The sequence below is a fragment of the Xanthomonas pisi DSM 18956 genome (assembly GCF_001010415.1).
In the GTDB taxonomy this organism is placed as follows: Bacteria; Pseudomonadota; Gammaproteobacteria; order Xanthomonadales; family Xanthomonadaceae; genus Xanthomonas; species Xanthomonas pisi.
In genome coordinates this window covers 22,493-46,747 of record NZ_JPLE01000001.1, presented here as the reverse complement: position 1 = coordinate 46,747, position 24,255 = coordinate 22,493, and the positions used below count along the sequence as shown (strand labels likewise).

Annotated in this window: 18 protein-coding genes and 2 pseudogenes; 5 read left to right on the top strand and 15 right to left on the bottom strand. The window is 63.7% G+C overall.

Annotated features, from left to right (window positions below; genetic code table 11):
• The 10 genes and pseudogenes from Y887_RS21510 to Y887_RS00150 form a co-directional block, all read right to left on the bottom strand.
• Nucleotides 1-128: pseudogene (locus Y887_RS21510) on the bottom strand (RHS repeat-associated core domain-containing protein); the annotation flags it as partial.
• Between the two features lie 55 nt (nucleotides 129-183).
• Nucleotides 184-663 carry a hypothetical protein gene (locus tag Y887_RS19975; RefSeq protein WP_146093476.1) on the bottom strand — a complete coding sequence of 160 codons (480 nt, stop codon included), beginning with the start codon at nucleotides 661-663 and terminating at the stop codon, nucleotides 184-186.
• A pseudogene (locus Y887_RS21240) lies at nucleotides 626-1,825 on the bottom strand (RHS repeat-associated core domain-containing protein); the annotation flags it as partial. The pseudogene Y887_RS21240 and the gene Y887_RS19975, both read right to left, overlap by 38 nt.
• A gap of 65 nt (nucleotides 1,826-1,890) precedes the next feature.
• Nucleotides 1,891-2,244: a hypothetical protein gene (locus Y887_RS19970; RefSeq protein ID WP_146093474.1), complete on the bottom strand. Its 354-nt coding sequence runs from the start codon at nucleotides 2,242-2,244 to the stop codon at nucleotides 1,891-1,893.
• Nucleotides 2,241-6,926, bottom strand: coding sequence for an RHS repeat-associated core domain-containing protein (locus tag Y887_RS00175; protein WP_248827408.1), 4,686 nt, complete (start codon nucleotides 6,924-6,926; stop codon nucleotides 2,241-2,243). The genes Y887_RS19970 and Y887_RS00175 overlap by 4 nt, the downstream gene beginning before the upstream one ends.
• Before the next feature lie 406 nt (nucleotides 6,927-7,332).
• Entirely contained in the window at nucleotides 7,333-9,162 is a 1,830-nt protein-coding gene (gene zwf, locus Y887_RS00170) for a glucose-6-phosphate dehydrogenase (protein WP_046962425.1), read from the bottom strand.
• A complete protein-coding gene (locus Y887_RS00165) occupies nucleotides 9,159-10,958 on the bottom strand; it encodes a glycoside hydrolase family 15 protein (protein ID WP_046962424.1) in 1,800 nt (599 codons plus the stop codon). The genes zwf and Y887_RS00165 overlap by 4 nt, the downstream gene beginning before the upstream one ends.
• 63 nt (nucleotides 10,959-11,021) lie before the next feature.
• Nucleotides 11,022-11,351 (bottom strand): low molecular weight protein tyrosine phosphatase family protein, encoded by a 330-nt coding sequence (locus Y887_RS00160; RefSeq protein ID WP_084725879.1) that lies wholly within the window; start codon nucleotides 11,349-11,351, stop codon nucleotides 11,022-11,024.
• Nucleotides 11,352-11,377: 26 nt separating this feature from the next.
• Nucleotides 11,378-14,698, bottom strand: coding sequence for an ankyrin repeat domain-containing protein (locus Y887_RS00155; protein ID WP_046962422.1), 3,321 nt, complete (start codon nucleotides 14,696-14,698; stop codon nucleotides 11,378-11,380).
• Nucleotides 14,691-14,951 carry a YcgL domain-containing protein gene (locus tag Y887_RS00150; protein WP_046962421.1) on the bottom strand — a complete coding sequence of 87 codons (261 nt, stop codon included), beginning with the start codon at nucleotides 14,949-14,951 and terminating at the stop codon, nucleotides 14,691-14,693. The genes Y887_RS00155 and Y887_RS00150 overlap by 8 nt, the downstream gene beginning before the upstream one ends.
• A 217-nt stretch (nucleotides 14,952-15,168) precedes the next feature.
• Between Y887_RS00150 and Y887_RS00145 the strand changes: the two genes are divergently transcribed.
• Genes Y887_RS00145 through Y887_RS00125 form a run of 5 tightly spaced genes read left to right on the top strand, consistent with a single transcriptional unit; the run spans nucleotide 15,169 to nucleotide 20,065 of the window.
• Nucleotides 15,169-16,365 carry a beta-ketoacyl-[acyl-carrier-protein] synthase family protein gene (locus Y887_RS00145; protein ID WP_046962420.1) on the top strand — a complete coding sequence of 399 codons (1,197 nt, stop codon included), beginning with the start codon at nucleotides 15,169-15,171 and terminating at the stop codon, nucleotides 16,363-16,365.
• Nucleotides 16,365-17,138 (top strand): beta-ketoacyl synthase chain length factor, encoded by a 774-nt coding sequence (locus Y887_RS00140; protein WP_046962419.1) that lies wholly within the window; start codon nucleotides 16,365-16,367, stop codon nucleotides 17,136-17,138. The genes Y887_RS00145 and Y887_RS00140 overlap by 1 nt, the downstream gene beginning before the upstream one ends.
• Nucleotides 17,135-17,956 carry a glycosyltransferase family 2 protein gene (locus Y887_RS00135; RefSeq protein ID WP_046962418.1) on the top strand — a complete coding sequence of 274 codons (822 nt, stop codon included), beginning with the start codon at nucleotides 17,135-17,137 and terminating at the stop codon, nucleotides 17,954-17,956. The genes Y887_RS00140 and Y887_RS00135 overlap by 4 nt, the downstream gene beginning before the upstream one ends.
• Nucleotides 17,953-19,575 (top strand): NAD(P)/FAD-dependent oxidoreductase, encoded by a 1,623-nt coding sequence (locus Y887_RS00130; protein ID WP_046962417.1) that lies wholly within the window; start codon nucleotides 17,953-17,955, stop codon nucleotides 19,573-19,575. Before Y887_RS00135 ends, Y887_RS00130 begins: the two co-directional genes overlap by 4 nt.
• 28 nt (nucleotides 19,576-19,603) lie before the next feature.
• Entirely contained in the window at nucleotides 19,604-20,065 is a 462-nt protein-coding gene (locus Y887_RS00125; protein WP_046962416.1) for a hypothetical protein, read from the top strand.
• On the opposite strand, the gene fabG is transcribed toward Y887_RS00125, so the two are convergent.
• The 5 genes from fabG to Y887_RS00100 all read right to left on the bottom strand — a co-directional run bounded on the left by fabG (nucleotide 20,062) and on the right by Y887_RS00100 (nucleotide 24,194).
• A complete protein-coding gene (gene fabG, locus Y887_RS00120) occupies nucleotides 20,062-20,799 on the bottom strand; it encodes a 3-oxoacyl-ACP reductase FabG (RefSeq protein ID WP_046962415.1) in 738 nt (245 codons plus the stop codon). The two genes, Y887_RS00125 and fabG, sit on opposite strands and share 4 nt — an antisense overlap.
• Nucleotides 20,800-20,963: 164 nt before the next feature.
• Nucleotides 20,964-21,413 (bottom strand): hotdog family protein, encoded by a 450-nt coding sequence (locus Y887_RS00115; RefSeq protein WP_046962414.1) that lies wholly within the window; start codon nucleotides 21,411-21,413, stop codon nucleotides 20,964-20,966.
• Nucleotides 21,400-23,766 carry an MMPL family transporter gene (locus Y887_RS00110; protein ID WP_046962413.1) on the bottom strand — a complete coding sequence of 789 codons (2,367 nt, stop codon included), beginning with the start codon at nucleotides 23,764-23,766 and terminating at the stop codon, nucleotides 21,400-21,402. The genes Y887_RS00115 and Y887_RS00110 overlap by 14 nt, the downstream gene beginning before the upstream one ends.
• Nucleotides 23,756-23,980: a hypothetical protein gene (locus Y887_RS00105; protein WP_046962412.1), complete on the bottom strand. Its 225-nt coding sequence runs from the start codon at nucleotides 23,978-23,980 to the stop codon at nucleotides 23,756-23,758. Before Y887_RS00105 ends, Y887_RS00110 begins: the two co-directional genes overlap by 11 nt.
• Nucleotides 23,970-24,194, bottom strand: a complete 225-nt coding sequence (locus Y887_RS00100; protein ID WP_046962411.1) for a hypothetical protein — start codon at nucleotides 24,192-24,194, stop codon at nucleotides 23,970-23,972. The genes Y887_RS00105 and Y887_RS00100 overlap by 11 nt, the downstream gene beginning before the upstream one ends.
• Between the last annotated feature and the right edge of the window lie 61 nt (nucleotides 24,195-24,255).

Sequence of the window (24,255 nt, the reverse complement as noted above, 5' to 3'; positions counted from 1 at the left end):
GTCGACACCATGCCTGCGACTGCGCTCAGGCGGCGGTTGGCCGTCGAGTTCGTATAGACCTGCGTGACACCGCCGATTTTGGCACTGAGGCGGTTACCCATGCCATTGTAACTATAGCCGTCGATCACCCTGATTTGAAAACGTCTTTGATCTCTGTGAATCTGCCAGGCACGCAAAACATTTTTAATTCTTTAAATAACCCTGACCCTTAAGCCCAATGCAGCTGAAAAGCAGGTTTTTTTTAGTCAAAATTTTCTCGACCTTGCTCAAATCAGAAGCCATGAACATTACATATACTCGCCCTTCTTTGCCGCCCCGATTATAAGCAAACAACAACTTTTCCCGATTGTCACTCACTTCCTTACCAAGTAAGTTGAACCCGTCTGTTGTTTTTACGCCAGCCCTCATCACTTTATGTGAGAACCTTGGATGTCCGCCAATGAAAACCTCAAGTGAAATGTTTTTCGCACTCAAGATGCCTACATCAAAGTCTGGGCCAGGCGCATCACTTCGGTAGGATGCACCGGGCGGCAGGTTTGCACAGACTCCGTACCGTTCACTGAGTGTAGTAGCACCTTGGTCCCCATGACATCCCGACAAAAAAACCAGCAACACAGTGGCGAATCTAGTTACTGCATCCGCAGTCATGCGTAATTGCTTCATTTCCATTATTCAAAACGCCCTTGATATTCTGCCCGTTGACAGGAACACTGAGGTTTCTCCCCATGATCCCTGGATCGTAATCACCCAAACCAAGAAGATGGCCTGCCTCGTGCGCAAATGTCGCGTCACCCCACTGACCAGGTGTATACCAAACGCCTTCATTCATCCAAGGTGTTTGAACATATGATTCTTTATCGGCCTCTCGGACAGCAATACCGTTAGTAGTCCCAACATGCCAAATCGGAATCGACTGAACTACTGTCGTGACGTTGTATGAACCGAACTTTCCACTCCAAGCGCGTTGGATCGAATTTTTAATCTGAGCAACCTGAGCTCGCGTAGCACCTTGGAAATTAATCGGAATGGTGATGCCAATATTGTTGCCCTTTTGGCACACGTAGCCAATCAAGCCTAGCAGATCAATCGCATTTGCCGGGTTACCTCCAACATAGGCATATGTGCTAATCCCTCCATCAAGCCCAATCGGATCACTCTGCCCATACCTGCCTGTGGCCGCATCGTAATCCCGGAAGTAGTTCTGATTGAACCCGCTCGCCGCATCAAACCGCTGTCCCGGGAAGCGCATGTCGAACACCATCGCGGTGCCATCGCCATCCGGATCCTGGTTGGGTGCGGTATTGCCGAAGGCTTCGCCTTTCAGGCTCCAGTTCCACACAGCAACGTCGCGGGCGGCATCGACGACCACACGGGGGCTACCGAGGTGGTCAGGTTCGATGTAGTGCAGTTGACCGCCGTTGGCCAGCAGGCCCACCGGCAGGTCGTCCAGCCAGATCGCTTGTTGCTTGGGTGCGCCGTTGGTGTCGTAGTCGCCCAGCCAGTGGCCCGCCTCGTCGTAAAGCGTGTAGGTATTGGTGGTGCCCAGATAACGGCGTACCTGCTCGCCGCGGCCGTTGTAACGGTAGTTCATCACAGCAACACCTGCCCGCTTGACCAGAGTCATACGGCCCGTGGTGTCGTATAGGTACTCACGTGCCTTGCCGCCGATGGTGAGGGCGTTGCCCAACTTGTCGTAGGTACGCGCCACGCCAGCAACCGCGCTCAAACGATGGTTGGTGGTTGGGTAGGTGTAGGTCTGCATGACGCCACCGACCTTGGCACTCAGGCGGTTGCCGGTGGCATCGTAGCTGTAGCCGTCGATCACTGGAAACTGGGTAGGTTTTTTTTAGGTGAAGACTGCTAACAGCACACCTAGGTAGTGACATCTGATCAGTAGTTACCAGTACAATTCCAGACGTTTTCGGCGTCTGCAGATCGATGGACGCATAAGTTACTGCCTGGGCCAAAATACTTGATTATTAACTCGTAATTATCAGGCGAATTTGAGACAAAGAATAACTTTATATTTGCGGAATCAACATCCGCCATGATTTCATTATAATTGCCAAGCTCATCAATCGACTTGGGATAAGCAGCCCTCTCAATACGATAAGCTTCGATTGAACGGACTATAGCGTTACCGACCTCCTTCGTCTTCTTGGCTTTTATACCTTGGCCAGGAGCAGCACAAGCAGACAAGGAGATCATAAGAATAACTGCCAGCCTTAAATTATTAGCAATCATTGGCCCAAGCACCCATTTTGAACTTCGTTTTGCAAGGCAGTCCAAATTTCCCCAGCTAAGCTACTTGAGTCGCTTGCAAGGTACGAATCTTCCCATAACTGAGCCTGTGCTTCGTACTTGCCATCTCCAAAAAGCGCATTGAAGTACTGAGATGCTTGTTCAGCGCTAGAGGGACTCACGTAATCATAGGGACTCCCAAAGCCGAGTTTATATCCAACCTGAGGAAGTATGAGGCGTGAGGTGACCTTTGCACCTCTACGACGCTGCCACACATGAAAAACCTCGTGAGCAAGAGTTGAGCGCGCTTCAACTTTATTGAGGTCGATTCCTTTACCTATATCGCCATCAATAAAAAGGCTTCGTGGCAGCTTAACATTGCTGCCACGCAGAGATGAGCCGCGGCTTCCCGATGCTTGCTGGATATCTAGTGATGCAGTATCGAAGCTGCTACCGAACAGATTGCCAATAAAAGCAGATTCTTGAGCAAATGGCGCACGAAGGCCAAATGGATCAGAGGAGAAAAACGGGCGATTGTTAGCATATGAGTAGCTATTCAGCCCTCCTCTTAATCCAATCGGGTCACTTTGCCCATACCGACCAGTAGCAGAGTCATAATCCCGGAAGTAGTTCTGATTGAACCCGCTCGCTACATCAAACCGCTGGCCTGGGAAGCGCATGTCGAACACCATCGCGGTGCCATCGCCATCCGGATCCTGGTTGGGTGCGGTATTGCCGAAGGCTTCGCCTTTCAGGCTCCAGTTCCACACAGCAACGTCGCGGGCGGCATCGACGACCACACGGGGGCTACCGAGGTGGTCGGGTTCGATGTAGTGCAGTTGACCGCCGTTGGCCAGCAGGCCCACCGGCAGGTCGTCCAGCCAGATCGCTTGTTGCTTGGGTGCGCCGTTGGTGTCGTAGTCGCCCAGCCAGTGGCCCGCCTCGTCGTAAAGCGTGTAGGTATTGGTGGTGCCCAGATAACGGCGTACCTGCTCGCCGCGGCCGTTGTAGCGGTAGTTCATGACCGCGGCACCTGCGCGCTTGACCTGGGTCATGCGCCCGGTGGTGTCATACAGATACTCGCGTGCCTTGCCGCCGATGGTGAGGGTGTTGCCCATCTTGTCGTAGGTGCGCACCACGCCTGCCACCGCACTCAGACGATGGTTGGTGGTTGGGTAGGTGTAGGTCTGCATGGCGCCGCCGACCTTGGCGCTCAGGCGGTTGCCGGTGGCATCGTAGCTGTAGCCGTCGATCACGGTATTGGCGGCGCCGTCCTTCAGCGCTGTGAGCCGACCGAGGGCGTCGTAGTCCAGTCGTAGCTCTGGTGTCGGATTGCCAGCCGGGGTCAGAGCGGTGAGGTCGCCAACCGCATCGAAGCCGAAGCCGATTTCCAAGCCGCCCGCGCGGGTGTCTTGGATGCTGCGTGGGCGATAATCGAGATCGTACATGCGCGCCAATCTGCGGCCGTTACCGTAGGTCCAGCCGGAGGATGGGCCGAACGGATAGTAGGTCGCTCCGCTCAGCAGACGCTGGCGGCTGCCGCCTTGTGCCGTCACGCCAACCTCGGTCGTCTGGCCTTGCGCGTTGCGGACATAATCGACCGTAGTGCCGTCCGGATAGACCATCGACCGCAGACGGCCGCCAGGGGTGTAGTCGTAGCGCACCACCAACACCTTGCCGTTGACCGTCTGCACCTTGCGCACCACCTCGCCGAAGCGGTTATAGCAGTATTGGGTGGTACCGCTGCCATCCTGGAGCTTGGCCAGGCGCCCGACGGTGAAGGTCTCACCGCTGGCGCACACGCTCTGCGTGACGTCATATGTATAGCTGATATTGAAGGCGGCGGTTGGGTAACTGATGCTCAGGACACGGTTGAGCGCGTCGTAGCCATAGGTAGACGTGATGCCGCGTGCATCGGTCTGCGTGGCGCGGTTGCCCGCGCTGTCGTAGGTGTAGGTGGTGACGCCGGCGTCCGGGCTGGTCAGCTTCAGGGTATCGCCAAAGCCGTTGTACGTGTAACGCGTATCAAGACGTTTGGGGTCCTTGACCTGCAGCGGGCGACCCTGCGTGTCGTAACCCACGTTGGTTTCGGCCTTGATGCCGTCGACATCCTGCAAGGTGCGCGCAAGCCGACCGAGCGGATCGTGCTCTTGCAGGGTGTTACGGCCAAATGCGTCGGTGACCAAGCGCAGGTTGCCGTTTGCATCGTAGGCGTAGTCGGTGGGATTTGCGCCCGCGTCCGCCTGCGTTTTCAGTTGGCCCAATTGGTTGTAAATACGGCTCAAGCTGCGCTTGAGCACACCTTGCACGTCCTTGGTCTGCTCCTCCAGACGATTGCCAGCGTTATCGAGCACGTAATGGAGGGTGTTGCCCAGCGTATCGGTGATATCGGTGAGGCGTTGGGCCTGGTCGTAGACAAACGTCGCGTAACTGCCATCGGACTGGGTGATGCGTTTGACCAAGCCGGTGGGCCAATACTCGAACGTGGTGACGCGATTCTGCGCGGACGTCGCGCCATGCACCGTAGTCGATGCCAACCAACCACGCGGGTGGTAGCTGTAATCGGTCAGCACCCCATTTTCGTCAACGGCAGACAGAACGCGGCCTGCTGCGTCATAACCCAGATTCTCGCGGACCTGGCCGCGGGCGTTGATGGTCTGCTTGAGGTCGCCCTTGCGATACGGGCACGGTCCGGTGCCGGTCTCGCATCCTGCGGCATCGATGGGGTAATAGTTGTAGGTGGTACGGTCGTCGATATCCGTGCGCGGGCCATCGATGGACTTCAGGAGGCCAATCACGGGACAGTCGCTACCGGCAGCCACATCGGCTGCCTCGCAGTAGTTCAAACTGAGAACTCTGGTCTGACCACTTGCGACGTCGGTAGTGGTTACTTGCTGCGGCTGCAGTCGCGCATTTCGAACGTAGCTGATTTTCCTGTCACTGGATTGAACTGATATCAGCCGGTTACCGTCGACCGTGGTACGCGTAGTTGTTGTTCGTTGAGTGGGCAAACCGGCCGCCTCGGTGACCGTATGCACATTGACTGGCACGCCAGCATCCGCAAGTTCGCCATAGGCGTGTTGCGTGACAACCCCAGTACGATCGATAGATACGCTCAGGCGCCGACGGAAGTCGATACTGGCATCCAGATAGTCGCTGCTGAGGGTGCCCGCGCTGTCGGTGACGTCATCTATTTTTCTAGGACCTGCGGAACGCTGGCTCAGCGTATATGTCGTCTGTTTCCCCAACGCGTCGGTTACAACGGTGGCGCCATCGGTGTAATCAAGCGTCACGCCGTCTGCGCCGCCTTGATGCTGGCTTGACACAACACGCCCAGTCGCGTTGTAGGCGAATGTGCTGTAGCGCATTCCATCCTCCGCGACCACACCGGTCAGGAAGCGGTAAAAATCCTCGTCCTCATACAGATACGACCTGACCCGGCCGTCCGCATAGGTCGCGCTCTCCAGCACCGCGCTGTCCGGGAAAGTGCCAGAGTAAGCGTAGGTGGCCAACGCAACTCCGTCCAGCGCAATTCGAATAAGCTGGGCATAACGGGAACCATCAGCGTAGTGGAAAACCAACTTGCGGCCGGTCGAGTGGGTGATCGACTCCAACCTCGAGGACCGATCGTACGCATATCGAAGATAAGTACCGTCGTCCTTCGACACCAAGCTCAACGCGCCTGTAGCATCAAATTCCGAAACCGTATCCGACCTAAAAAGTCGCCATCCATTAGCTATTTTCTCAAGCCGATCCCCAGAACCATCAGAAGCAATAAAAGAATTTCCGAACGACTTGAAATTACGTTGAAGCCCGTTTCCTTCAGCAAGTATTGCGTGAGAGCCACTTGCAGAAACGCTGATTTCATGTGAATTGAACCAGCCTGCCCCAAGGTTGGATCGCCGTCCGACCTGCGAGGACCGAAACGTTCGAACGAGACGTATCCATCCAAGATCGAAATCCTGCTCGGGCTGTGATTTTTCCCCGGTTTTTACATCGCACGGATTACCAACCGAACACGTATCCTCTAAAGAAGGCCCGGTCAAGTAAGCAAATATTTCCAGATTTACACAAGCCTGATAATCATCGTTCCAGGTCGTATACAAAGGACAGAATATCCTGCGCTGGCGAGTACCGAACCCGGTGTGCTCTACGGGTAGGCACGTTCCATCGTAATAAAGTACGTTCGATATAACTTCAAAGCTTTTTGAATCAAAACGACCCTCGAATTCCGCCGAGTATGGCGTCCATTCGGTTGCTGGCTTCAGCGAAACCTTGCCACATTCGTTAAATTCAGTGTAGAAGGACTCAATACGTGCAACCATCTCGACCTCAGTTGCGTAAGTGCTACCTAGTGCAGAGTAGGTCCATTCGGGATCGGAAGGTTGATCGTTACCAAGCCAGTATGTGAGCGTAACCGTCTGGTCTTCGTTTGTTTTTGTCTCTTTTATGTGCGTAGCTAAGGCATACGCATACTGTGCATCGCTGGGACCGGCGATCTGCGCCATGGCCTCAATTGCACGATGTTGATTGTCAAAAACGCCAACAGTTGTCGTCGGAATTTCTGGGTGCTTGGCAGAAACCGTCCACTCCGGCTTGACCTCCTGCGCGGAGACTCCGCAGACAACGGTCAGCAACAGCGCGCAAACATAATGACGCAGCCACAAGGGCCTAAGAACTTCCATGTCCTGATCTCTCTAATTTTTAACTGCGCGGCAGTGCTACAGCCGCTCTCGAGCATGACGCGGCTGCCACAGGTGCGTCACTATCACCTGCCGAAATTGCTCCAGTCAAGCATCAGTTTAACTTACGCTAACTCACTTAATAATCAAGGCGCACAGCTTCTTCCCAGCCAGCGGCCTCAGCAATCTGCTATGCGCACACTATCTTGCCCAGATCTGGGGTTTGCCCAGCATCGCGTCACGTTAGTTTGCAGTCGAGATTCACGCACACACCGATGATCGCGCGCACCTGCCTTCACACGCTGCCTGCCGGTCGCTGGGCGACAAGCATCGTGAAGCAGCGAGCCAGAAGCTTCATCGATTGCTCTGTACACGCGCCAGCCATCACGCAACGGCTGGCGCGTGCGAATCAATTACCCGGTTTACGCGCAGCTGCACTCCTGCCGACAGACTTCTTCGCTGCTACCTTGCCGGCCGCGGTTTTGCCCGCAGTCGTCCCGGCTGCTTTTGCGACTTTCTTCGCTGCCCGCTTGGTCACTGACTTTTTGGCAGCCTTGCCGGGCGAACCACCTGCGCTTCCAGCGGACTTTGCAGAAGGTGCGGCAGCACCTTGGGATGTGGCCTTTCCCGCTTTCTTGGCCGTCTTCTTGCTTACCTTCTTGATCGGCGTAGCAGCGCTGCTGCGTGCTTCCGGTGCGCGGCGCGGCGGCGGTTTGCGGCCTGGGGTGAGCGCTCGCCAGGCGTGTCCGCCGTTCATGGCCAGCAGCGCGTCGGCGGCCGAGGGACCGGCGCTGCCGGCGGCGTAGTTGGGGAAGTCGCTGGCCGGTTGTTTCCAGGCATCCAGGATCGGCTGGACGATGCGCCAGGCGCCTTCCACCATCGCCGCGTCCTGGAACAGGCCCGCTTCGCCGTTCATGCAGTCCTGCAGCAGGCGCTCGTAGCCCACGGTGTATTCCTTGGGAAACCAGTCGCGGTAGCGGAAGTCCATGCGCACCGGCGCCAGCGCCACCTGCGCGCCCGGGCGCTTGACGTCGAACTGCAGCGAGATGCCTTCATCGGGTTGAATATGCAGCACCAGCCAGTCGGGGCCGTAGCCGCCCACTTCGGTGCTGCGAAACGGTGCCAGCGGCGCGGGCTTGAAGCGGATGGCGATCTCGGTGGTGCGCTCGCGCAAACGCTTGCCGGTGCGCAGGTAGAACGGCACACCGGCCCAGCGCCAGGTGTCGACCTGCAGCTTCATCGCCACATAGGTTTCGGTCTCCGAATCGTCCGGCACGGTGTCTTCTTCACGATAGCCGGGCACGGCGCTGCGGTTGACCGCACCGGAGGCGTACTGGCCGCGCACCACGTCTTCCGGCTTGATCGGGCGCACCGCCTCGATCACCTCGGCACGGCGGCGATGCATCGCCTCGGTGGTGAAGGCAGCCGGCGGCTCCATCGCAATCATCGCCAGCAGCTGGAACAGATGGTTCGGCACCATGTCGCGCAGGCAACCGGTGGGATCGTAGAAGCGCCCGCGCCCTTCCACGCCGATGGTTTCGGCGGCGGTGATCTGCACGTGATCGATGCGGTCGCGGTTCCACACCGGCTCGAACAAGCCGTTTGCGAAACGGAACGCCAGAATGTTCTGCACGGTTTCCTTGCCCAGGAAATGGTCGATGCGGAACACCTGATCCTCATGCAGCACCTTGGCCACGGTGGCATTGAGCGCGATGGCGCTGGGCAGGTCGTGACCGAACGGTTTTTCCACGATGACGCGGCGCCAGCCCTGGTTTTCGCGCTGCTTGACCAGGCCGGCTTCGCCGAGATTCAACAACACCGGCTCGAAGAAACGTGCGGCGGTGGCGAGATAGAAAAGTACATTGCCTTGCGTGCCATAGCGCTTGTGCAGCTTCTCCAACAAGCTGCCCAGCGCCTGATACGCGCCCAGGTCGGTAAAGTCGCCGCGCAGGTAGTGCATGCGCTCGCGCAGCCAGTCCCAGGTAACGGTATCGAATTCGTCGGTCTGGAATTCGGCATCGCGGCTGCTCAGCAGCTGCGTCATCGACTGCCCCATGTTGCCGCGCCACGCGCGTTCGCTGATGTCGCCGTGGTCCATGCCGACAATGGCGAATTCCTCGCCCAATGCACCGGCGCGGCGCAGGTTGTACAGCGCCGGCATCACCAGGCGCTTGGTCAGATCGCCGCGTGCGCCGAACACCACGATGATGCACGGCGGTGTGGTCTGTTGCTCGTTCATGGATGTTGTTCCTTTTCGCCCATGCGTCCATGCAGGCGCAATGCCGCATTGACCAGGGCCACGTGGGAATACCCTTGCGGGAAGTTGCCAAGCATGCGTTTTGTACGTGGGTCGTATTCTTCGGCGAGCAGGCCCACGTCGTTGCACAACCCCAGCAGACGTTCGAGCAATGCGCGCGCCTCATCGGTGCGGCCGATCAACGCAAAGTTCTCCACCAGCCAGAAACTGCAGGCCAGGAAGGTGCCCTCGCCCGCCGGCAGGCCATCGGCGCTGTCGTCGGCGCGATAGCGTTCGACCAGGCCATCGATGGTCAGCTCGCGCGCGATCGCATCGGCAGTGGCGGCGATGCGCGGATCGTCGGCCGGCAGAAAGCCGACGATGGGGATCAGCAGCAGCGATGCATCCAGGCGATCGGAGCCGTAGCTCTGTACGAAATGGCCGTCCGGATGCACGCCTTTTTCCAGCACTTGCGCGCGGATCTCTTCGGCGATGCGGCCCCAGTGCGCGCGCTTGTCGGCATCGGCATTGGTGATGCCATCGCGGCTGCCGCAATCGAAGGCCAGCCACGCCATCACCTTGGAATGCACGAAATGCCGGCGCTCGTCGCGGATTTCCCAGATACCTTCGTCCGGCAAGCGCCACAGGTCTTCCAGCGTATCCAGTATCTTTTCCAGCAATGACGCCGACGAGCCATCGTCATCGGCGGGCGGGGCCACGCCTTTTTCGCGTGCGTAGTGAAAGGCGCCGATGAGCTCGCCGTACACATCGAGTTGAAATTGATCGACTGCACCGTTGCCGATGCGTACCGGTCCGGAATTTTCGTAGCCGGGCAGCCAGTGCGCCTCCCATTCCTGCAGACGACGCTCGCCACCGATGCCGTACAGCGCCTGTAACTGGTCCGGCGACCCGGCGATGGTGCGCTGGACCCAGTCGCGAAACGAAGCGGCCTCATCGCGATAGCCGGCCTGCAGCAATGCGATCAGCGTGAACACCGAATCGCGCAACCAGCAGTAGCGGTAATCCCAGTTACGCGTGCCGCCCAGATGCTCGGGCAACGAGGCGGTGGGCGCGGCCACGATGCCGCCGGTGGGCAGGTAACTGAGCCCTTTCAATACCACCAGCGAGCGACGCACCTGCTCGGTCCACGGACCGACATCGGTGCAGCGACGTGCCCAGCCATGCCAGAACGCGGCGGTACGTTGCAGCGCCTGTTCCGGGTCGATCTGCGGCGGCGTGGGCTCATGCGATGCACCATGACTGAGCAGGAACCAGGTGCTTTGGCCCTCGCGCAGCGTGAAGTCCGACTCGGTGCCCATGTCTTCGCCGTGCAGTTCCTGCGGCGAGCGCAACGCGAGCTGGTCGGGGCCGGCAATGGCGCGGATGCCGCCCTCGATGCCGGTGACCCACGGCACGGTGCGGCCATAGTTGAAGCGAAAGGTCAGGCGCATGTGCATCGGCACCTCGCCCTGCACGCAGCGCACGATGCGCACCAGATGCTGATGGTCGTCGCCTTCGTCGCTGGCGACCATGAAGTCGACCAGCTCCACCGTGCCGGTGTCGGTGATCATGCGCGTGCACAACACCAGGCTGTCGTCTTCGTAGGCGCGTTCGCTGCGAAAGTCGCCGGACGGCGATAACGCCCATTGCCCGTGCTGCTCATCGCCCAGCAAGGATGCGAAGAACGCATCCGAATCGAATCGTGGCAGACACAGCCAGTCGATGGTGCCGCGGTGGTCGACCAGGGCCGCGCTGTGGCAATTGCCCAGCATGGCGTGGTCCTCGATACGCACGCTCATCGTAGGGGCGCTTCCTTCCAACGAAAGAACCCGCAGTTTTACATGCATGGTGTCGGGATCAGGTTACGAATGCGCGGGCAGGCGCAGCAACGGTGGCACCGTGTGTTCCAGCCGACGGATCAGTGCCGGATCCATGTACGCGTCGTCATCAGGAATCTGCAGCGAGACCACGCGACAATGGCGCAGATGTGCGGCGAAGCGCTTGCGCAGCAGCTGCAGGTGGCGGCGCTCCATCACCAGCACCAGGTCGGACTCGTGCAGCAATTCGGGGGTGACCTGCACCTGCGCATCTGCGGCCAGCCCGGCCGATTGGGTCTGCACGCCCGGCCAGTCGGCAAACACGCGCTCGGCGGTGGGGCTGCGCAGCCGGTTGCGGCTGCACACGAACAGCACCCGCAGCGGTGCGCCGCCGCGCCGGCTCAGCGGCCTTCGCGCAGGAAGCGCGCCATCGAGGACACGCCCGGCAACGCCGGTTCGAACTGGCCGGCCACATCGATGAAACCGCGCATGATGGCGATCTCGCGCGGAGTCCGGTTGAGCGCATCGCGGCGGTCGGCATCGGCGCCGGCACGCAGCAGGCGCTGCACCAGCAGCGGCAGGCCATGCAGTGCGGCCAGATGCAGCGGGCCGAAGCCGCGCTGATCGGCCACATCCAGCGAGACGTCTTCATCGAGCAGGCGTTCGACGCCGGCCAGCACCACCTTTTCGTCGCAGGCGGTGCCCGGTTCGGCGCGCGCGCCCAGCAACAGCAGCAGCGGGCTGACCCGCCCACCGGCCAGCGCATCCGGGTCGGCGCCGGCCAGCAACACGGTGTCCAGCAAAGCCAGCAGGCGGGTGGTGTCGCGCGCGGTGAAGCCGTACAGCGCCGCGCAGTGCAGCGGTGCCAGCCCCTGATTGTCGGTGGCGTGCACGTCGGCTGCGGCGGTGAGCAGGCGCGCCACGATGTCCGGCAGGCCGAGCGCGCAGGCCAGCATCAGCACGGTCACTCCGCCCGGCAGGCGATGCTCGATCTGCGCGCCGGCCTGCAACAGCGCGGCGACGATGTCGGTCTGGCGCATGCTCACCGCCGCCGACAACGGCGTGGCGCCGCTGTTGGCCGCGCGTTGCGGGTCGGCGCCGCGGCCGAGCAGATGCGCGACCACACCCAGGTGGCCGCCACCGGCCGCACGCAGCAGCGCGGTGCAGCCCTGGGCGTCGACGGCATCCACCGGCAGGCCCAGGTCGATCAGCCGCCGCACCGCATCGGTGTCGCCGGTCATCGCTGCCGCCGGCACGTCCGCTTCGCGCAACGTGCGGCCTGGCAACGACCAGATCCGCCAGTCCAGCCAGTCGGCCAGATCGCGCCGGCCGATCGACAACGCCACGCCCAGCGGGGTCTGCCCGTCGGCGGCGCGCGCTTCCGGTGAGGCGCCCTGCTTGACCAGCAATTTCAGCGAGGCGTCACGCCCCAGCGCGGTGGCCAGATGCAGCGCGGTCATGCCGTGGCTGTCGCGCGCTTCGCGGTCCACGCCGTGTTCCAGCAACCACTGCTGCAGGCGCAGCCAGCCCAGCCGCACGGCCAGCGACAACGGCGGGTCGCCGGCTGCCGACGGCGCAAACGGGTCGGCGCCGCGTTCGAGCAATTCCAGTGCGAACTGTTCCAGCCCGCGCGAAGCGGCATCGTGCTGCACGCAGGCACTGAGCAGCCGGGTCAGGCCGCCCGCACCGGCCGGCGACACGCCGTGCCGCAGCAACACCTGCAGCGCCGGCACCGCTTCCACGCCGCGCGATAGCAGTGCAAACATCGGCACGTCGCCGCAGGCATCGCGCATCTCGGCATCGGCGCCGTGGCGCAGCAGCCAGTCCACCGCATCGGCGTTGAGCGCCAGATGCGCGTCATGCAGCAGGCCGCCGAGTTCTTCCGGGGCGCAGAGCCGCGCCAGCGCGTCCAGGCCATCGCGTTGGCCGAACTGCAGACCTTCGCGCAGCAATACCAGTGGCGGGCGATCGGGCAGCACCGCAACACCGGGGGTATCGCCATGCGCATCGCTGACGGCGGCCGGCACGGGATAGCTGGGGTCGAGCAATTGCACGATCGCCCAACGCCCGGCTTCGGCTGCCACGTCCACGGCGCGACGGCCATGCACATCGACGCTGTCGGCCGGCACCTGCAGATCGAGCAGACGGCGGATCAAGGCCGGCGACACGCTGTCGGCGGCGCAGGCCAGCATCACCGCATTGCGGCCCTCGCCGTCGATGGCCAGCACATCGGCCTTGCGCGCGACCAGGCGTTCGAGCACCGCACTGCGCGCCTGACGCGCCGCGTCCAGCCACGGCGTGCGGCCGAGCAGATCGCGCGCTTCCAGATTGGCGCCGGCCGACAACAGCGCCTCGACGATGTCGCCGTGGCCGGCCAGCGCCGCTTCGTGCAGGGCGCTGCGACGCTGGCGGTCGCGCGCATCCACGCGTGCCTTGTGCTTGAGCAGCAACTGCACGCCGGCCGGGTCGTCTTCTTCGGTGCCGGCCGCGGCCAGCAACACCGGCGCGCCGCCGTCCGGTTCTGACTGGGCGCCGCGTTCCAGCAAAAATTTCGCCAGCCGCCAATTGCCGACCTGGCAGGCCATCGCCAGCGGCGAGTGACCTTCGTTGTTGAGCGCGTCCAGTTCGGCGGCGGCGTCGCGCAGCAACGCGGCCACGCCGGGGTCGGAGCTGCGGACCGCGTGATGCAGCGGCGTATTGCCGTCGTTGTCGGTGGAGCGCGGGTCGGCACCGTTGGCCAGCAGGGTCATCACCGCATCCGGGCGGCCATGCCAGCTGTCGCGGGTGGCGGCCAGCAGCGGCGTCATGCCGCGATGCGGCTGGTTGACGTCCACGCGGCGCACGATCAGCTCGCGCAGCAGGCGCAGATCCGGCAGCACCGCTGCCAGCGCCGGCAGACTGCGCTGGTCGCGCCATTCCGGCAGCGGCATCGCCTGCGGGTCGGCGCCGGCCTCCAGCAACTGCAGCGCGCGATCCACCCGGCCGCTACGCGCGGCCTCGAACAATTCGGGCACCAGCTGATGCTGGGCGACCGGCTCCAGCGGACGCGGTTCGGCGGCCGCTTCGGAGAAGAAATCGGCAGCCTGCCGGGCCACTGGCGCATCGCTGCGCGCCGGTGCGGCGGTGCGTTGCAGCAGCAGATGGGCGGCGGGCAGCAGCGCGCTGGCGGCAATCGCCAGGCCCCAGCGCAGACCGCCGGACAACCAACCCGGCCAGGCCAGTGCCACCACCAGGGTGCACACCGCCAGCACCAGGGCGGCCGCCAGCAGGCCGCGCCAGGCATGCAATTCCTGCGTGGCCAGCGCGTGCCAGCGTGGCGCCAGCGCGCCACCGTCGCGTTCCACCTCGCCCCACAGCGGCCAGGTGCGCCACAGGCCCAGCAAGGCGGCGCTGACGGCCACGCTCAGGGCCAACGCGGCAGCCAGGCTGCCGCTGTCGCGCAGCGCGGTCAGCGGCCAGCTGATCAATGCCGCCAAGGCGAGCAGGCCGACGCCCCAGATCGCCAGCAGTGGCGGCAGCGCGTGTGCGATGGCGCGCGGCTGCGTCGCCAGCGCGCGGGTGCCGCGCGCCCACGACACTGCCAGTGCAAAGGCCGGCTGCGCCAGCCACAGGCTTACCGCAGCAACGGCGCCGCCAAGGCCACCGAGCAGGGACAACACCACGCCGGCTGCACCTGCCAGCGCTGCGGCGCGTACTCGCGCGGCACGCTGCGGCTCAGTCATAGTCGCACTCGCCCGCCAGCACCACCGTCTTGGGCAGCTGCAGGTAGAACCCGTGCTTGCCGAGCGCGTCGCGCACGGTCGCCACATCGGCCTGCGCCAGGCGGCGCTCAGGCGTCAACGCCACCTCCAGCACGAATGCGAATGGCGCCAACTGCGTGTGCACGGCAGCGGGAAGACCGGAGAAGTCGTCGCGCGTGGCCAGGTAGACGAAGGTGTCCTGCTTGCGTTGGCTTTTATAGACGTAGGCGTGCATGCGCGCGTGATCGCGCTCGAAGAGCGGTGGGTCGCAGGATTGTGTCCCAATTGTGGCGACGGCGAAAGCGCGGCCGCTGCGAAAAATTCCAGCCACGTCAGCGACATGACCGGCGCGTTCAGTTGCGCCATCGACGGGGCTGGCGCACGCCGCCGATATACTGCAAGCACTTTTTGCCAGCCAGACCATCGTGAGCCAAGCGCAGCATTCGTCCCAGATGGCCCCGGTCGCCGTCACCGCCTACACCTCCACCACTGCGCTCGGCGCCGGGCTCGCGGCCCAGGCCGCGGCCCTGCAGTCGCGTCGCAGCGGCCTGCGTTACAACGATTTCGGACCGCAACCGCTGCCGTGCTGGATCGGCCGCGTCGACGGCGTGGAAGCAGTCGTGCTGCCCGATGCGCTGCAAGGCTGGGACTGCCGCAACAACCGGCTGGCCTGGCTGGCGCTGCAGCAGGACGGCATGGCCGATGCCGTGCAGGCAGCCGCCCAACGCTACGGCGCCGAGCGCGTGGCGGTGATCATCGGCACCTCTACCTCCAGCATCGGCGCCAGTGAAGAGGCCTATACGCGACTGGTCGACGACGCCGACGGCGCGCGGTTTCCCCACGATCTGGCCCGGCCCATCGTGCACACCCCGCATTCGCTGGGCGACTTCGTCCAGCATGCCACCGGCCTGCGCGGCCCCAGCGTGACCGTGGCCACCGCCTGTTCGTCCAGCGCCAAGGTCTTCGCCCAGGCGGCGCGACTGATCGACGCCGGGGTGATCGACGCGGCGCTGGTCGGCGGCGTGGACACCTTGTGCGGCAGCGTGCTGTTCGGCTTCAACGCGCTGCAGGTGGTCGCGCCCGAACCGTGCCAGCCGTTCGACGCGCGCCGGGTCGGCCTGAGCCTGGGCGAAGCCGGTGGCTTTGCGCTGGTCGAACGCACCGCCGCCGCCCCGGATGCGACGCTATGGCTTTACGGCTACGGCGAATCCAGCGATGCGCACCACATGTCCGCCCCGCATCCGCAGGGCCTGGGCGCGCAGCTGGCGATGCGCGGCGCGCTCGAACGCGCCGGCCTGGACGCGGCAGCGGTGGGCTACCTGAATCTGCATGGCACCGCCACGCCGGCCAACGACAGCGTGGAAGCGGCAGCGGTGGCGGCGATCTTCCCGGACAGCTTGCACGCCAGTTCGACCAAGGCCTGGACCGGCCACACCCTGGGCGCGGCCGGCATCGTCGAGTCGGTGATCGCCCTGTTGGCGCTGCGCGACGGCGTGCTGCCGGGCACGCTCAACAGCTCCGTGCCCGACCCGGCCTGCGGCCCGCAGATCCGCTTCGACAACGCCCATTCCCGGATCGATTACGCAATGAACAACTCCTTCGGTTTTGGCGGCAACAACTGTTCGCTGCTGTTCGGGCGGGCACGCTGATGCTGACCGCCACCATCGAAGGAATCGGGTTCTGGACCCAGGGCCTGCCGACCTGGGAAGCGGCGCAGGCGTTCGTGCACGGCGCCCCGCTGCAGGAAACGCCCGCCCGTCCGGCACCGCAACTGCTGGCCGCCAACGAGCGCCGCCGCGCGCCCGATACGGTGGCGGTGTCGCTGGAAGCCGCACTGGCCGCCTGCACGGCCGCCGGCCGCGCCCCCGCCAGCCTGCCGTCGGTGTTCACTTCCACGCACGGCGATCTGGCCATCACCGATTACATGTGCACCACGCTGGCAAGCGACCCGCTGGCGATCTCGCCGACCAAGTTCCACAACTCGGTGCACAACGCCGCGGCCGGCTACTGGACCATCGGCGCCGGCGCGATGACCCCGGCCACCGCGATCAGCGCCCATACCGCCAGTTTTGCGCAGGGCCTGCTGGAAGCGCTGGTGCAACTCACCGCCGGCGTGGACGCGGTGCTGCTGGCCGGATACGACGCGCGCTCGGTGGGGCCGCTTGGCCGCATCTCGCCCAGCCAGGGCCTGCTCGGTGGCGCGCTGGTGCTGGGCCGCGCCGGCCAGGCCGGCAAAGCGCAGCTGCAGGCGCGGCTGGACGATGGCGCGCCGTCTGCCGGTGATGGCGCGCTGGCGCGCCATGTCGCAGGCAATGCGATGGCGCCGATGCTGCCGCTGTTTGCGCTGTTGGCCGGCCACGGCGACAGCGCTGCGCTGTATGCTGGCCCTGGCCGCGTGCTGCGCGTGGAGCTGCAGCGATGAGCCGGGTGCCGTTGACCCGCGAGGACACCGCGATTCTGGTGCCCGCCTTGAACGAGGCATTGCGCATCCGCGAAGTGGTCACCGACGCGCTGACCTATTGCTCGCACGTCATCGTGATCGACGACGGCTCCGACGACGGCACCGCCGAGTGTATCGCCGGCATGCCGGTCACGTTGATCCGTCACCCGCAGCGCATGGGCAAGGGCGCCGCGTTGCGCAGCGGCTTTGCGCAGGCGCAGCAGATGGGCATGCGCGCGGTGATGACCATGGACGGCGACGGGCAGCACAAGGCGGCCGATTTCCCGCGCCTGTTGGCCGCGGCCAACCGCCACCCCGGCTGCGTGATCGTCGGTGCGCGCATGCGCAAGCGCGCCACCCAGCCCACCATCCGCCGGATCGGCAACGACTTCGGCGACTGGGGCATTGCCTGGGCCTGCGGCTTTCGCCTGGTGGACAGCCAGAGCGGCCAACGGCTGTATCCGGCCTCGGTGTTCACCCTGCCTAACGTGCCCGGCGAAGGCTTCGTGTTCGAAGCGCAGCTGCTGATTTCCGCCGCCCGCCAGGCCGGCGCGCGCGTGGTCGCGGTGCCGATCGAAACCCGCTATGCCGGCACCTCGCCGGGCACCTTCCGCAAGAGCCATTTCCGGCTGGTGCGCGACCTGTGGAACATCACCTCGCACGTGGTCAAACAGGTCTGGGCGTACGGCCATGTGTGGCGCGAATACCGCCGCGTGCGCGCCAACCCGGTGATCATTGACGATCCCGACGGCGAATTTGCTACTGTGCCCGCGGCTACCAAGAGCAACCCATCCCCATGAATGCACAGCGTCGCGATGTCGTCATCACCGGTGGTGGACTGGCCGGTCTGAGCCTGGCCCTGCAACTGAAGCAACGCGACCCCGAGCTTGCGATCACTGTGCTGGAGCGGCGGGCGCACCCGGTGCGCGAGGCGGCATTCAAGGTGGGCGAATCCACGGTGGAAATCGGCGCGCATTATTTCGCCGACGTGCTGGGTCTGCGCGAGCATCTGGAGACCGAGCAGATCCGCAAGTTCGGTTTCCGCTTTTTCTTCTCCGACAAGCGCGAGGACATCGACCGCTGCACCGAGCTGGGCGTCAGCCAGATCCTGCCGACGCCGTCGTGGCAGATCGACCGCGGCCGCTTCGAGAATTTCCTCGGCGAGCGCGCCCGCGCGCACGGCATTACCTTCCTCGATAACTGCAGCGTCAAGGGCGTGGACCTGTCCGACGACGACGCCGACCACGCGGTGCGCTACGAGCATGCCGGCGAGCCGGGCACGCTGAGCGCGCGCTGGGTGGTCGATGCCAGTGGCCGCGCCGGCCTGCTCAAGCGCAAGCTGGATCTGGCGCAGGACAACGCGCACAACGCCAATGCGGTGTGGTGGCGCGTGGAAGGCCTGATCGACCCGAACGGCTGGTCGCAGGACAGCAGCTGGCTGCAGCGCTGCACACCGCCGGACCGCTGGCGGTCCACCAACCACATGTGCGGGCCCGGTTACTGGTTCTGGCTGATCCCGCTGTCGTCCGGCGCGCATTCGCTGGGCATCGTCTGCGATGCGCAGATGCACCCGCTGGAGACCATGAACACGCACGAAAAAGCCATGGACTGGCTGCGCCTGCATCAACCGCAGGTCGCCGCATCGCTGGACAAGGCCGACTACCGCCTGCAGGACTTCCTGTTCCTGCGCAAGTTTTCGTATGGCTGCAAGCAGGTGTTCTCGTCGCAGCGCTGGGCGCTGACCGGCGAGGCGGGCTTGTTCCTGGATCCGTTCTATTCGCCCGGCAGCGACTTCATCGCCATCTCCAATACCTATATCTGCGAACTGATCGGCCGCGATCGCGCCGGCAGGTCGCTCAGCCCGTATACCGAGCTGTATGAGCAACTGTATTTCTCGTTCTACGAAAGCACCCTGACCCTGTACCAGGATCAGTATGCGTTGTTCGGCGACGAGCAGGTCATGCCGGTCAAGGTGATCTGGGATTACACCTACTACTGGTCGTTGCTGGCGCCGCTGTTCTGCTCCGGACGCATCGCCGACCTGAGCCTGCTGTCGCGCATGAAGGCGGACTTCCTGTACGCGCGCGATCTGAACCTGTCCATGCAGCGCGTGCTGCACGACTGGGGCGTGCACAACACCGCACAGGGCATCGCCACCGGTGGTGGCCGCCTGCTGGACCAGTATCTGATCGGCTGGTTCAACGAGCTCAATGGCGCCTTGCACGACGTCCTGGACGACGACACGTTTGCCGCACGCATCCACACCAACGTGGCGCAAATGGCGGTGCTGGCGCGCGAGATCCTGCAGCAGGCACGCCACCGCCACCCGACCCTGCCCGACCACGGACTGGACGCACTGACCGCCAACGCCAGCGGCGACCCGATCCTGACGGCAACGTGGTACGCCGACGCGGCGTGAGTTTTATTACGTGCAGAGAGATACGTGGATGAAGTATGGCTACTTCGTAACCTTGCTTGCGTTTAGTGCGCCGACGCACGCGGAAGAAATTGCTGCATGCTCAAATCCGTCAGGAAAGGGCTATTACGCCGAGACAGGCATCATCACGGCAAAAGACAGTGGCTGGAACGATGAAAAGATCACGGGTGGCCTGACCAAACTGTCAAAGCACGGGAATGACTACGACCTGACGTATGTAGATGTACGTAAGGAGATAGTTTCAGCTCGCGAGGAGGGAGCAAAGGTCATGCTTCTGAGTCGCGGCACCAGCTCGGTGTCCATGCTGGTTGTTTATCCAGGCAAGACTGCCGAGGTCTATACGTTCCTCAAGACTTCTTCAGGGCATCTGGAATATATCCACACGCTTAGTCGTGCTGGAGATGAGGTGCTTATTACCAAGGCATCCGTGATGCATGGCGAATGCAACTACATCAACTTCGATGCGGTCTAGCCCATACCACCGTTGATGCCGATGATCTGGCCATTGATGTAACCGGCAGATTCCGAGCACAGGAAGGCGACCAGCGCGGCGACTTCGTCGGGTTTGCCGACACGCCCGGCTGGCACAAGTTGCTTGATCACGTCCGGCGCGAAACTTTCGCCGACCATCTCGCTTTCGATCACGCCCGGCGCCACCACATTGACCGCGATGCCGCGGCTGGCCATCTCGCGCGACAAGGACTTGGTCGCGCCATGCAGTGCCGCCTTGGCTGCGGCGTAATTGGTCTGACCGCGATTGCCCAGCACGGCCGCCACCGACGACACGTTGACGATGCGGCCCCAGCGCGTGCGCGCCATCGGCAACAACAACGGTTGGGTGACATTGAAAAACCCGTGCAGCGAGACATCGATCACCCGATGCCACTGCTCGGCGTTCATGCCTGCCATCGGCGCATCGTCGTGGATGCCGGCGTTATTGACCACGATCTGGATCGGGCCGGCTTCCAGCAGGCGTTCCAGCGCCGCACCGCTGGCCTGCGCATCGGCCACATCAAAGGCCACCGCTTCGGCGCTGCCGCCGTCGGCCACGATGGCGGCAACCACCTCCTGCGCGCGCGCCAGATTGCGATTGGCATGCACGATCACGTGCCGCCCCTGCGCTGCCAGATGGCGACAGATCGCACCGCCAAGATCGCCGCTGCCGCCGGTGACCAAGGCACGGCGCTGTGGAATGGATGTGCTCATGGACGTCTCGATGGAAGCCGCAGCAACGACGGCGGAAAGAGCGTCATCCTAACGGCTCGCAGCAGGCGCAGGAATAGATCCAGCATTGATCGCCCACTTCATGTAGGAGCGCGCTTGCGCGCGATGCGGCATCACCGCCAAAGCCATCGCGCGCAAGCGCGCTCCTACGAGGCCTCGGCGGCCTGCGCCGCGCCCAGCATCACCGTGGCGCGCCCTTCGGCGAGCAGCTGCGCCTGATGGGTCAGGCGGAAACTGTATTGCTGGCTGTCCTCGCCCTGCATCAGCACCTGCGCTTCGCACTCGATGGCGTCGGGCAACGCGTCCAGATGGGTCACGTGCAACTCCACGCCCCGCAACGCGACCAGCATGCCCGGGCGCACCGGCTTGCCGGACTCGCGCCCCAACAGGCCGCCATGCACCGCCATGGCCTGCGCACCGTATTCGCACAGATGCACGGCGCGCAGACGTCCATCGGCACGCAGCGGATGCATGTCGCTGCGATGCGCATGACTGCGCAACACAATCCGCTGCGCATCCCAACTCACGACCTCGTCCCACAGGCACATGCTGCCCTGGTGCGGGATCAAGGCGGCGATGGCGTCACGTCCCTGCATGCGATGCTCCACTGCGTGTGCGCTCCAATGCCGGTTCGCGCGACACCAGCAACGCCAGGATGAAATTGAACAACACGCCCAATGCCACCGTGCTGCCGATCGCGCGCAGCACCGGGATGCTGGAGGCGGCCAGCAGCGCGAACACCAGCAATGTCATCAGGCTGCAGACGATCAATGCATGCAGCGTGCGCAGTTGATCGGCGTGATCGTCGCCGGCATGATCGAAGAACAAGGCGTAATCCAGGCCCAAGCCTGCGGCAAGAATCAACGCGATCAGGTGGAACAGGTTGAGCTCCACCCCGACGCCGCGCAGGATCGCCAGGATCAGCACGGTGGTCAGCGCCATCGGCAACAGCACACGCACGATGCGGCGCGGGCTGCGCAATGCGATCGCCACCGTCACTGCAAGCAGCAACGCCGCCACACCCAGGGCGCCCAGCACCCGGCCGCGGTAGGCGGCCACCAGCGATTCGGACGCGTCCTTGAGATCCAGCAATTGCGCGCCGCTGCCCTGCACCGCCGCAGCCAACAGCGCCGGATCATGCAAGCCGGTCAACGACACCAGGGCGGTCGTACGATCGCCGCGCCCCAGCAGCAGGCCGCCCACCGAGGTGGCCAGCGGCGAGCCGGTCAGATCCTTCGGCAGCAGCGGCGGCGCGCGCCTGGCGGCATCCAGATCCTGCAGGAATGGCGCAAACGCATCGCTGCGGAATGGCGTGGCCGCCACCGCGCGCTCGGTCAGCGCGCGTGCCTGCGCCGCATCCGGCAACCTGGCCTGACGCGCCTGCTGGGTCCTGGCACTGGGCAGATACCGCGCGGCCATGTCGTAACCGGTCAGGGCACCGTCGCGCACCAGCGCATCCAGCCGCGGCCGCAGGCGCTCGCTGGCCTGCAGCGCCGCCTCATCGCTGGCTGCAGACAGCGCGAGCACGTAACGCACATCGGGCGCGCCCAGCTCCTGACGCAGGCGGGTGTCCTGCGCCAAGGCCTTGGGCGGCACCGGGGTGAGCTTGGACAGGTCGTTCTGCCAGAACTGGCCGGGCGCGAAGGCGATCACCGCCAGACCGATCACCGCGATCACCGCCAGGCTGACGCGTGGCCGCGGCAAGCGCGCGATGCCGCGCCACAGCCCGGCCAACAGGCGCGAATCGGCGTAGTCGCGCGGAGCCGGGTCGATCAGCCACGGCAACAGCCAACGCGTGGTCACCGCTGCAGTGGCCAGGCCGGCAATGGTGAACACCGCCAGCTGGCGCAGGCCATCCACGCCGGAAAACAGAAAGGTCACATACGCAATGCAGGTGGACACCACGCCGGTCGCCAGCGTCGGCCACAAATGCCGCGCGTTCTGACGTGGATCCAGACCGGGACGTTGATGGCTGAACAGGTGGATCGGGTAATCCTGCACCACGCCGATCAACGTGAAGCCGAATGCCACGGTGATGCCATGCACGCCGTCGAACAGCAGCGCCACCGCGCCCAGTCCGGCCAGCCCCGCGCTCGCCAGCGGCAACACGCCCAGCACCGGAATCTTCCAGCTGCGGTAGGCGATCATCAGCAACAGCACCAGACCCACGGTATCCAGCGTGCCGATCCATTGCGACTCGCCCTGGGTGCGCGCGGTGATCTCCACCGCGAATGCGCCCGGGCCGGTCAAGGTCAGCTGCGTCGTGGTGCCCTTGCTGACCTTGGCGAACGCCGCCTGCACAGCGTCGTAGGCCAGCTGCTGGCCGGTAGGATCGAAGCCGGCCGCATGCGTCTGCACGATCAACAGGGCCGAGGTCCCGGCGCGATCGAACCACACCCCATTGCGCGTTTGCGGGGCGGCCGCCGGCTGCAGGGTCTCGGCCAGATGCAGCACTTCCAGCGTCGGGTCGCGCGGCAGCAGCGGCTCCACCATCGCCGCTGCCGGCGAGCCCAGATCCTGCACGCGTGACTGCAGCGCCGTTTCGAGCGTCGCCGCGTCCAGCATCGCGGCGTCGAAACTGTCGCTGAGCAGATAGCGATACGGCAGCAAGCGCTCCGGAATCGCCTCCAACCCGGCAGTGCCACCGTTACCGACCAACTCGAACAGCGCCGGCTGCGCGGCGAGCGCCTGGCGCACCTGTTGCGATTGCTCGGCCAGGGTGGCCGGGTCGCTATTGGACAAGGCCATCAGCAACAAGCGCGAGCCGGGGCCTTCGCCTAGTTCTTCGATCAGCAGTTTCTGCGCCGGCGTGCGCGGGGCGGGCATGAATTTGCGCAGATCGCCGGTGACCTTGAGCGTCTCGCTCAACCAGAATCCGGCCACCACCAGCAAGGCCAGCCACAGCAAGGCCAGCCCAATGCGGCGGTTTGCGTTCAATTCAAACCGCATGCAACCGCCTCACTGCGATGGCTGGACGTCCACCGGCCGCGCGCGCGGCATCGGGCAACTCCGGTGTTTTTTTGCTGCGGAGGGCGGGCATGAATTTGCGCAGATCGCCGGTGACCTTGAGCGTCTCGCTCAACCAGAACCCGGCCACCACCAGCAAGGCCAGCCACAGCAAGGCCAGCCCAATGCGGCGATTTGCGTTCAATTCAAACGGCATGCAAACGCCTCACTGCGATGGCTGGACGTCCACCGGCCGCGCGCGCGGCATCGGGCAACTTCGGTGTTTTTTTGCTGCGGAGGGCGGGCATGAATTTGCGCAGATCGCCGGTGACCTTGAGCGTCTCGCTCAACCAGAATCCGGCCACCACCAGCAAGGCCAGCCACAGCAAGGCCAGCCCAATGCGGCGGTTTGCGTTCAATTCAAACCGCATGCAACCGCCTCACTGCAACGGACGATACGCGAGCCGCGAACGGTATCGGTCGGCAGTGCGA

Bases quoted from the DNA above. Each gene is read 5' to 3' on its own strand.
- Y887_RS00135 (WP_046962418.1), top strand. From the start codon at position 17,135: ATGAGCCGGGTGCCGTTGACCCGCGAGGACACCGCGATTCTGGTGCCC.
- Y887_RS00140 (WP_046962419.1), top strand. From the start codon at position 16,365: ATGCTGACCGCCACCATCGAAGGAATCGGGTTCTGGACCCAGGGCCTG.
- Y887_RS00145 (WP_046962420.1), top strand. From the start codon at position 15,169: ATGGCCCCGGTCGCCGTCACCGCCTACACCTCCACCACTGCGCTCGGC.
- Y887_RS00155 (WP_046962422.1), bottom strand. From the start codon at position 14,698: ATGACTGAGCCGCAGCGTGCCGCGCGAGTACGCGCCGCAGCGCTGGCA.
- fabG (WP_046962415.1), bottom strand. From the start codon at position 20,799: ATGAGCACATCCATTCCACAGCGCCGTGCCTTGGTCACCGGCGGCAGC.
- Y887_RS19970 (WP_146093474.1), bottom strand. From the start codon at position 2,244: ATGATTGCTAATAATTTAAGGCTGGCAGTTATTCTTATGATCTCCTTG.
- Y887_RS00150 (WP_046962421.1), bottom strand. From the start codon at position 14,951: ATGCACGCCTACGTCTATAAAAGCCAACGCAAGCAGGACACCTTCGTC.
- zwf (WP_046962425.1), bottom strand. From the start codon at position 9,162: ATGAACGAGCAACAGACCACACCGCCGTGCATCATCGTGGTGTTCGGC.
- Y887_RS00100 (WP_046962411.1), bottom strand. From the start codon at position 24,194: ATGCGGTTTGAATTGAACGCAAACCGCCGCATTGGGCTGGCCTTGCTG.
- Y887_RS00115 (WP_046962414.1), bottom strand. From the start codon at position 21,413: ATGCAGGGACGTGACGCCATCGCCGCCTTGATCCCGCACCAGGGCAGC.
- Y887_RS00130 (WP_046962417.1), top strand. From the start codon at position 17,953: ATGAATGCACAGCGTCGCGATGTCGTCATCACCGGTGGTGGACTGGCC.
- Y887_RS00175 (WP_248827408.1), bottom strand. From the start codon at position 6,926: ATGGAAGTTCTTAGGCCCTTGTGGCTGCGTCATTATGTTTGCGCGCTG.
- Y887_RS00165 (WP_046962424.1), bottom strand. From the start codon at position 10,958: ATGAGCGTGCGTATCGAGGACCACGCCATGCTGGGCAATTGCCACAGC.
- Y887_RS00125 (WP_046962416.1), top strand. From the start codon at position 19,604: ATGAAGTATGGCTACTTCGTAACCTTGCTTGCGTTTAGTGCGCCGACG.
- Y887_RS00110 (WP_046962413.1), bottom strand. From the start codon at position 23,766: ATGCGGTTTGAATTGAACGCAAACCGCCGCATTGGGCTGGCCTTGCTG.
- Y887_RS00105 (WP_046962412.1), bottom strand. From the start codon at position 23,980: ATGCCGTTTGAATTGAACGCAAATCGCCGCATTGGGCTGGCCTTGCTG.
- Y887_RS19975 (WP_146093476.1), bottom strand. From the start codon at position 663: ATGAAGCAATTACGCATGACTGCGGATGCAGTAACTAGATTCGCCACT.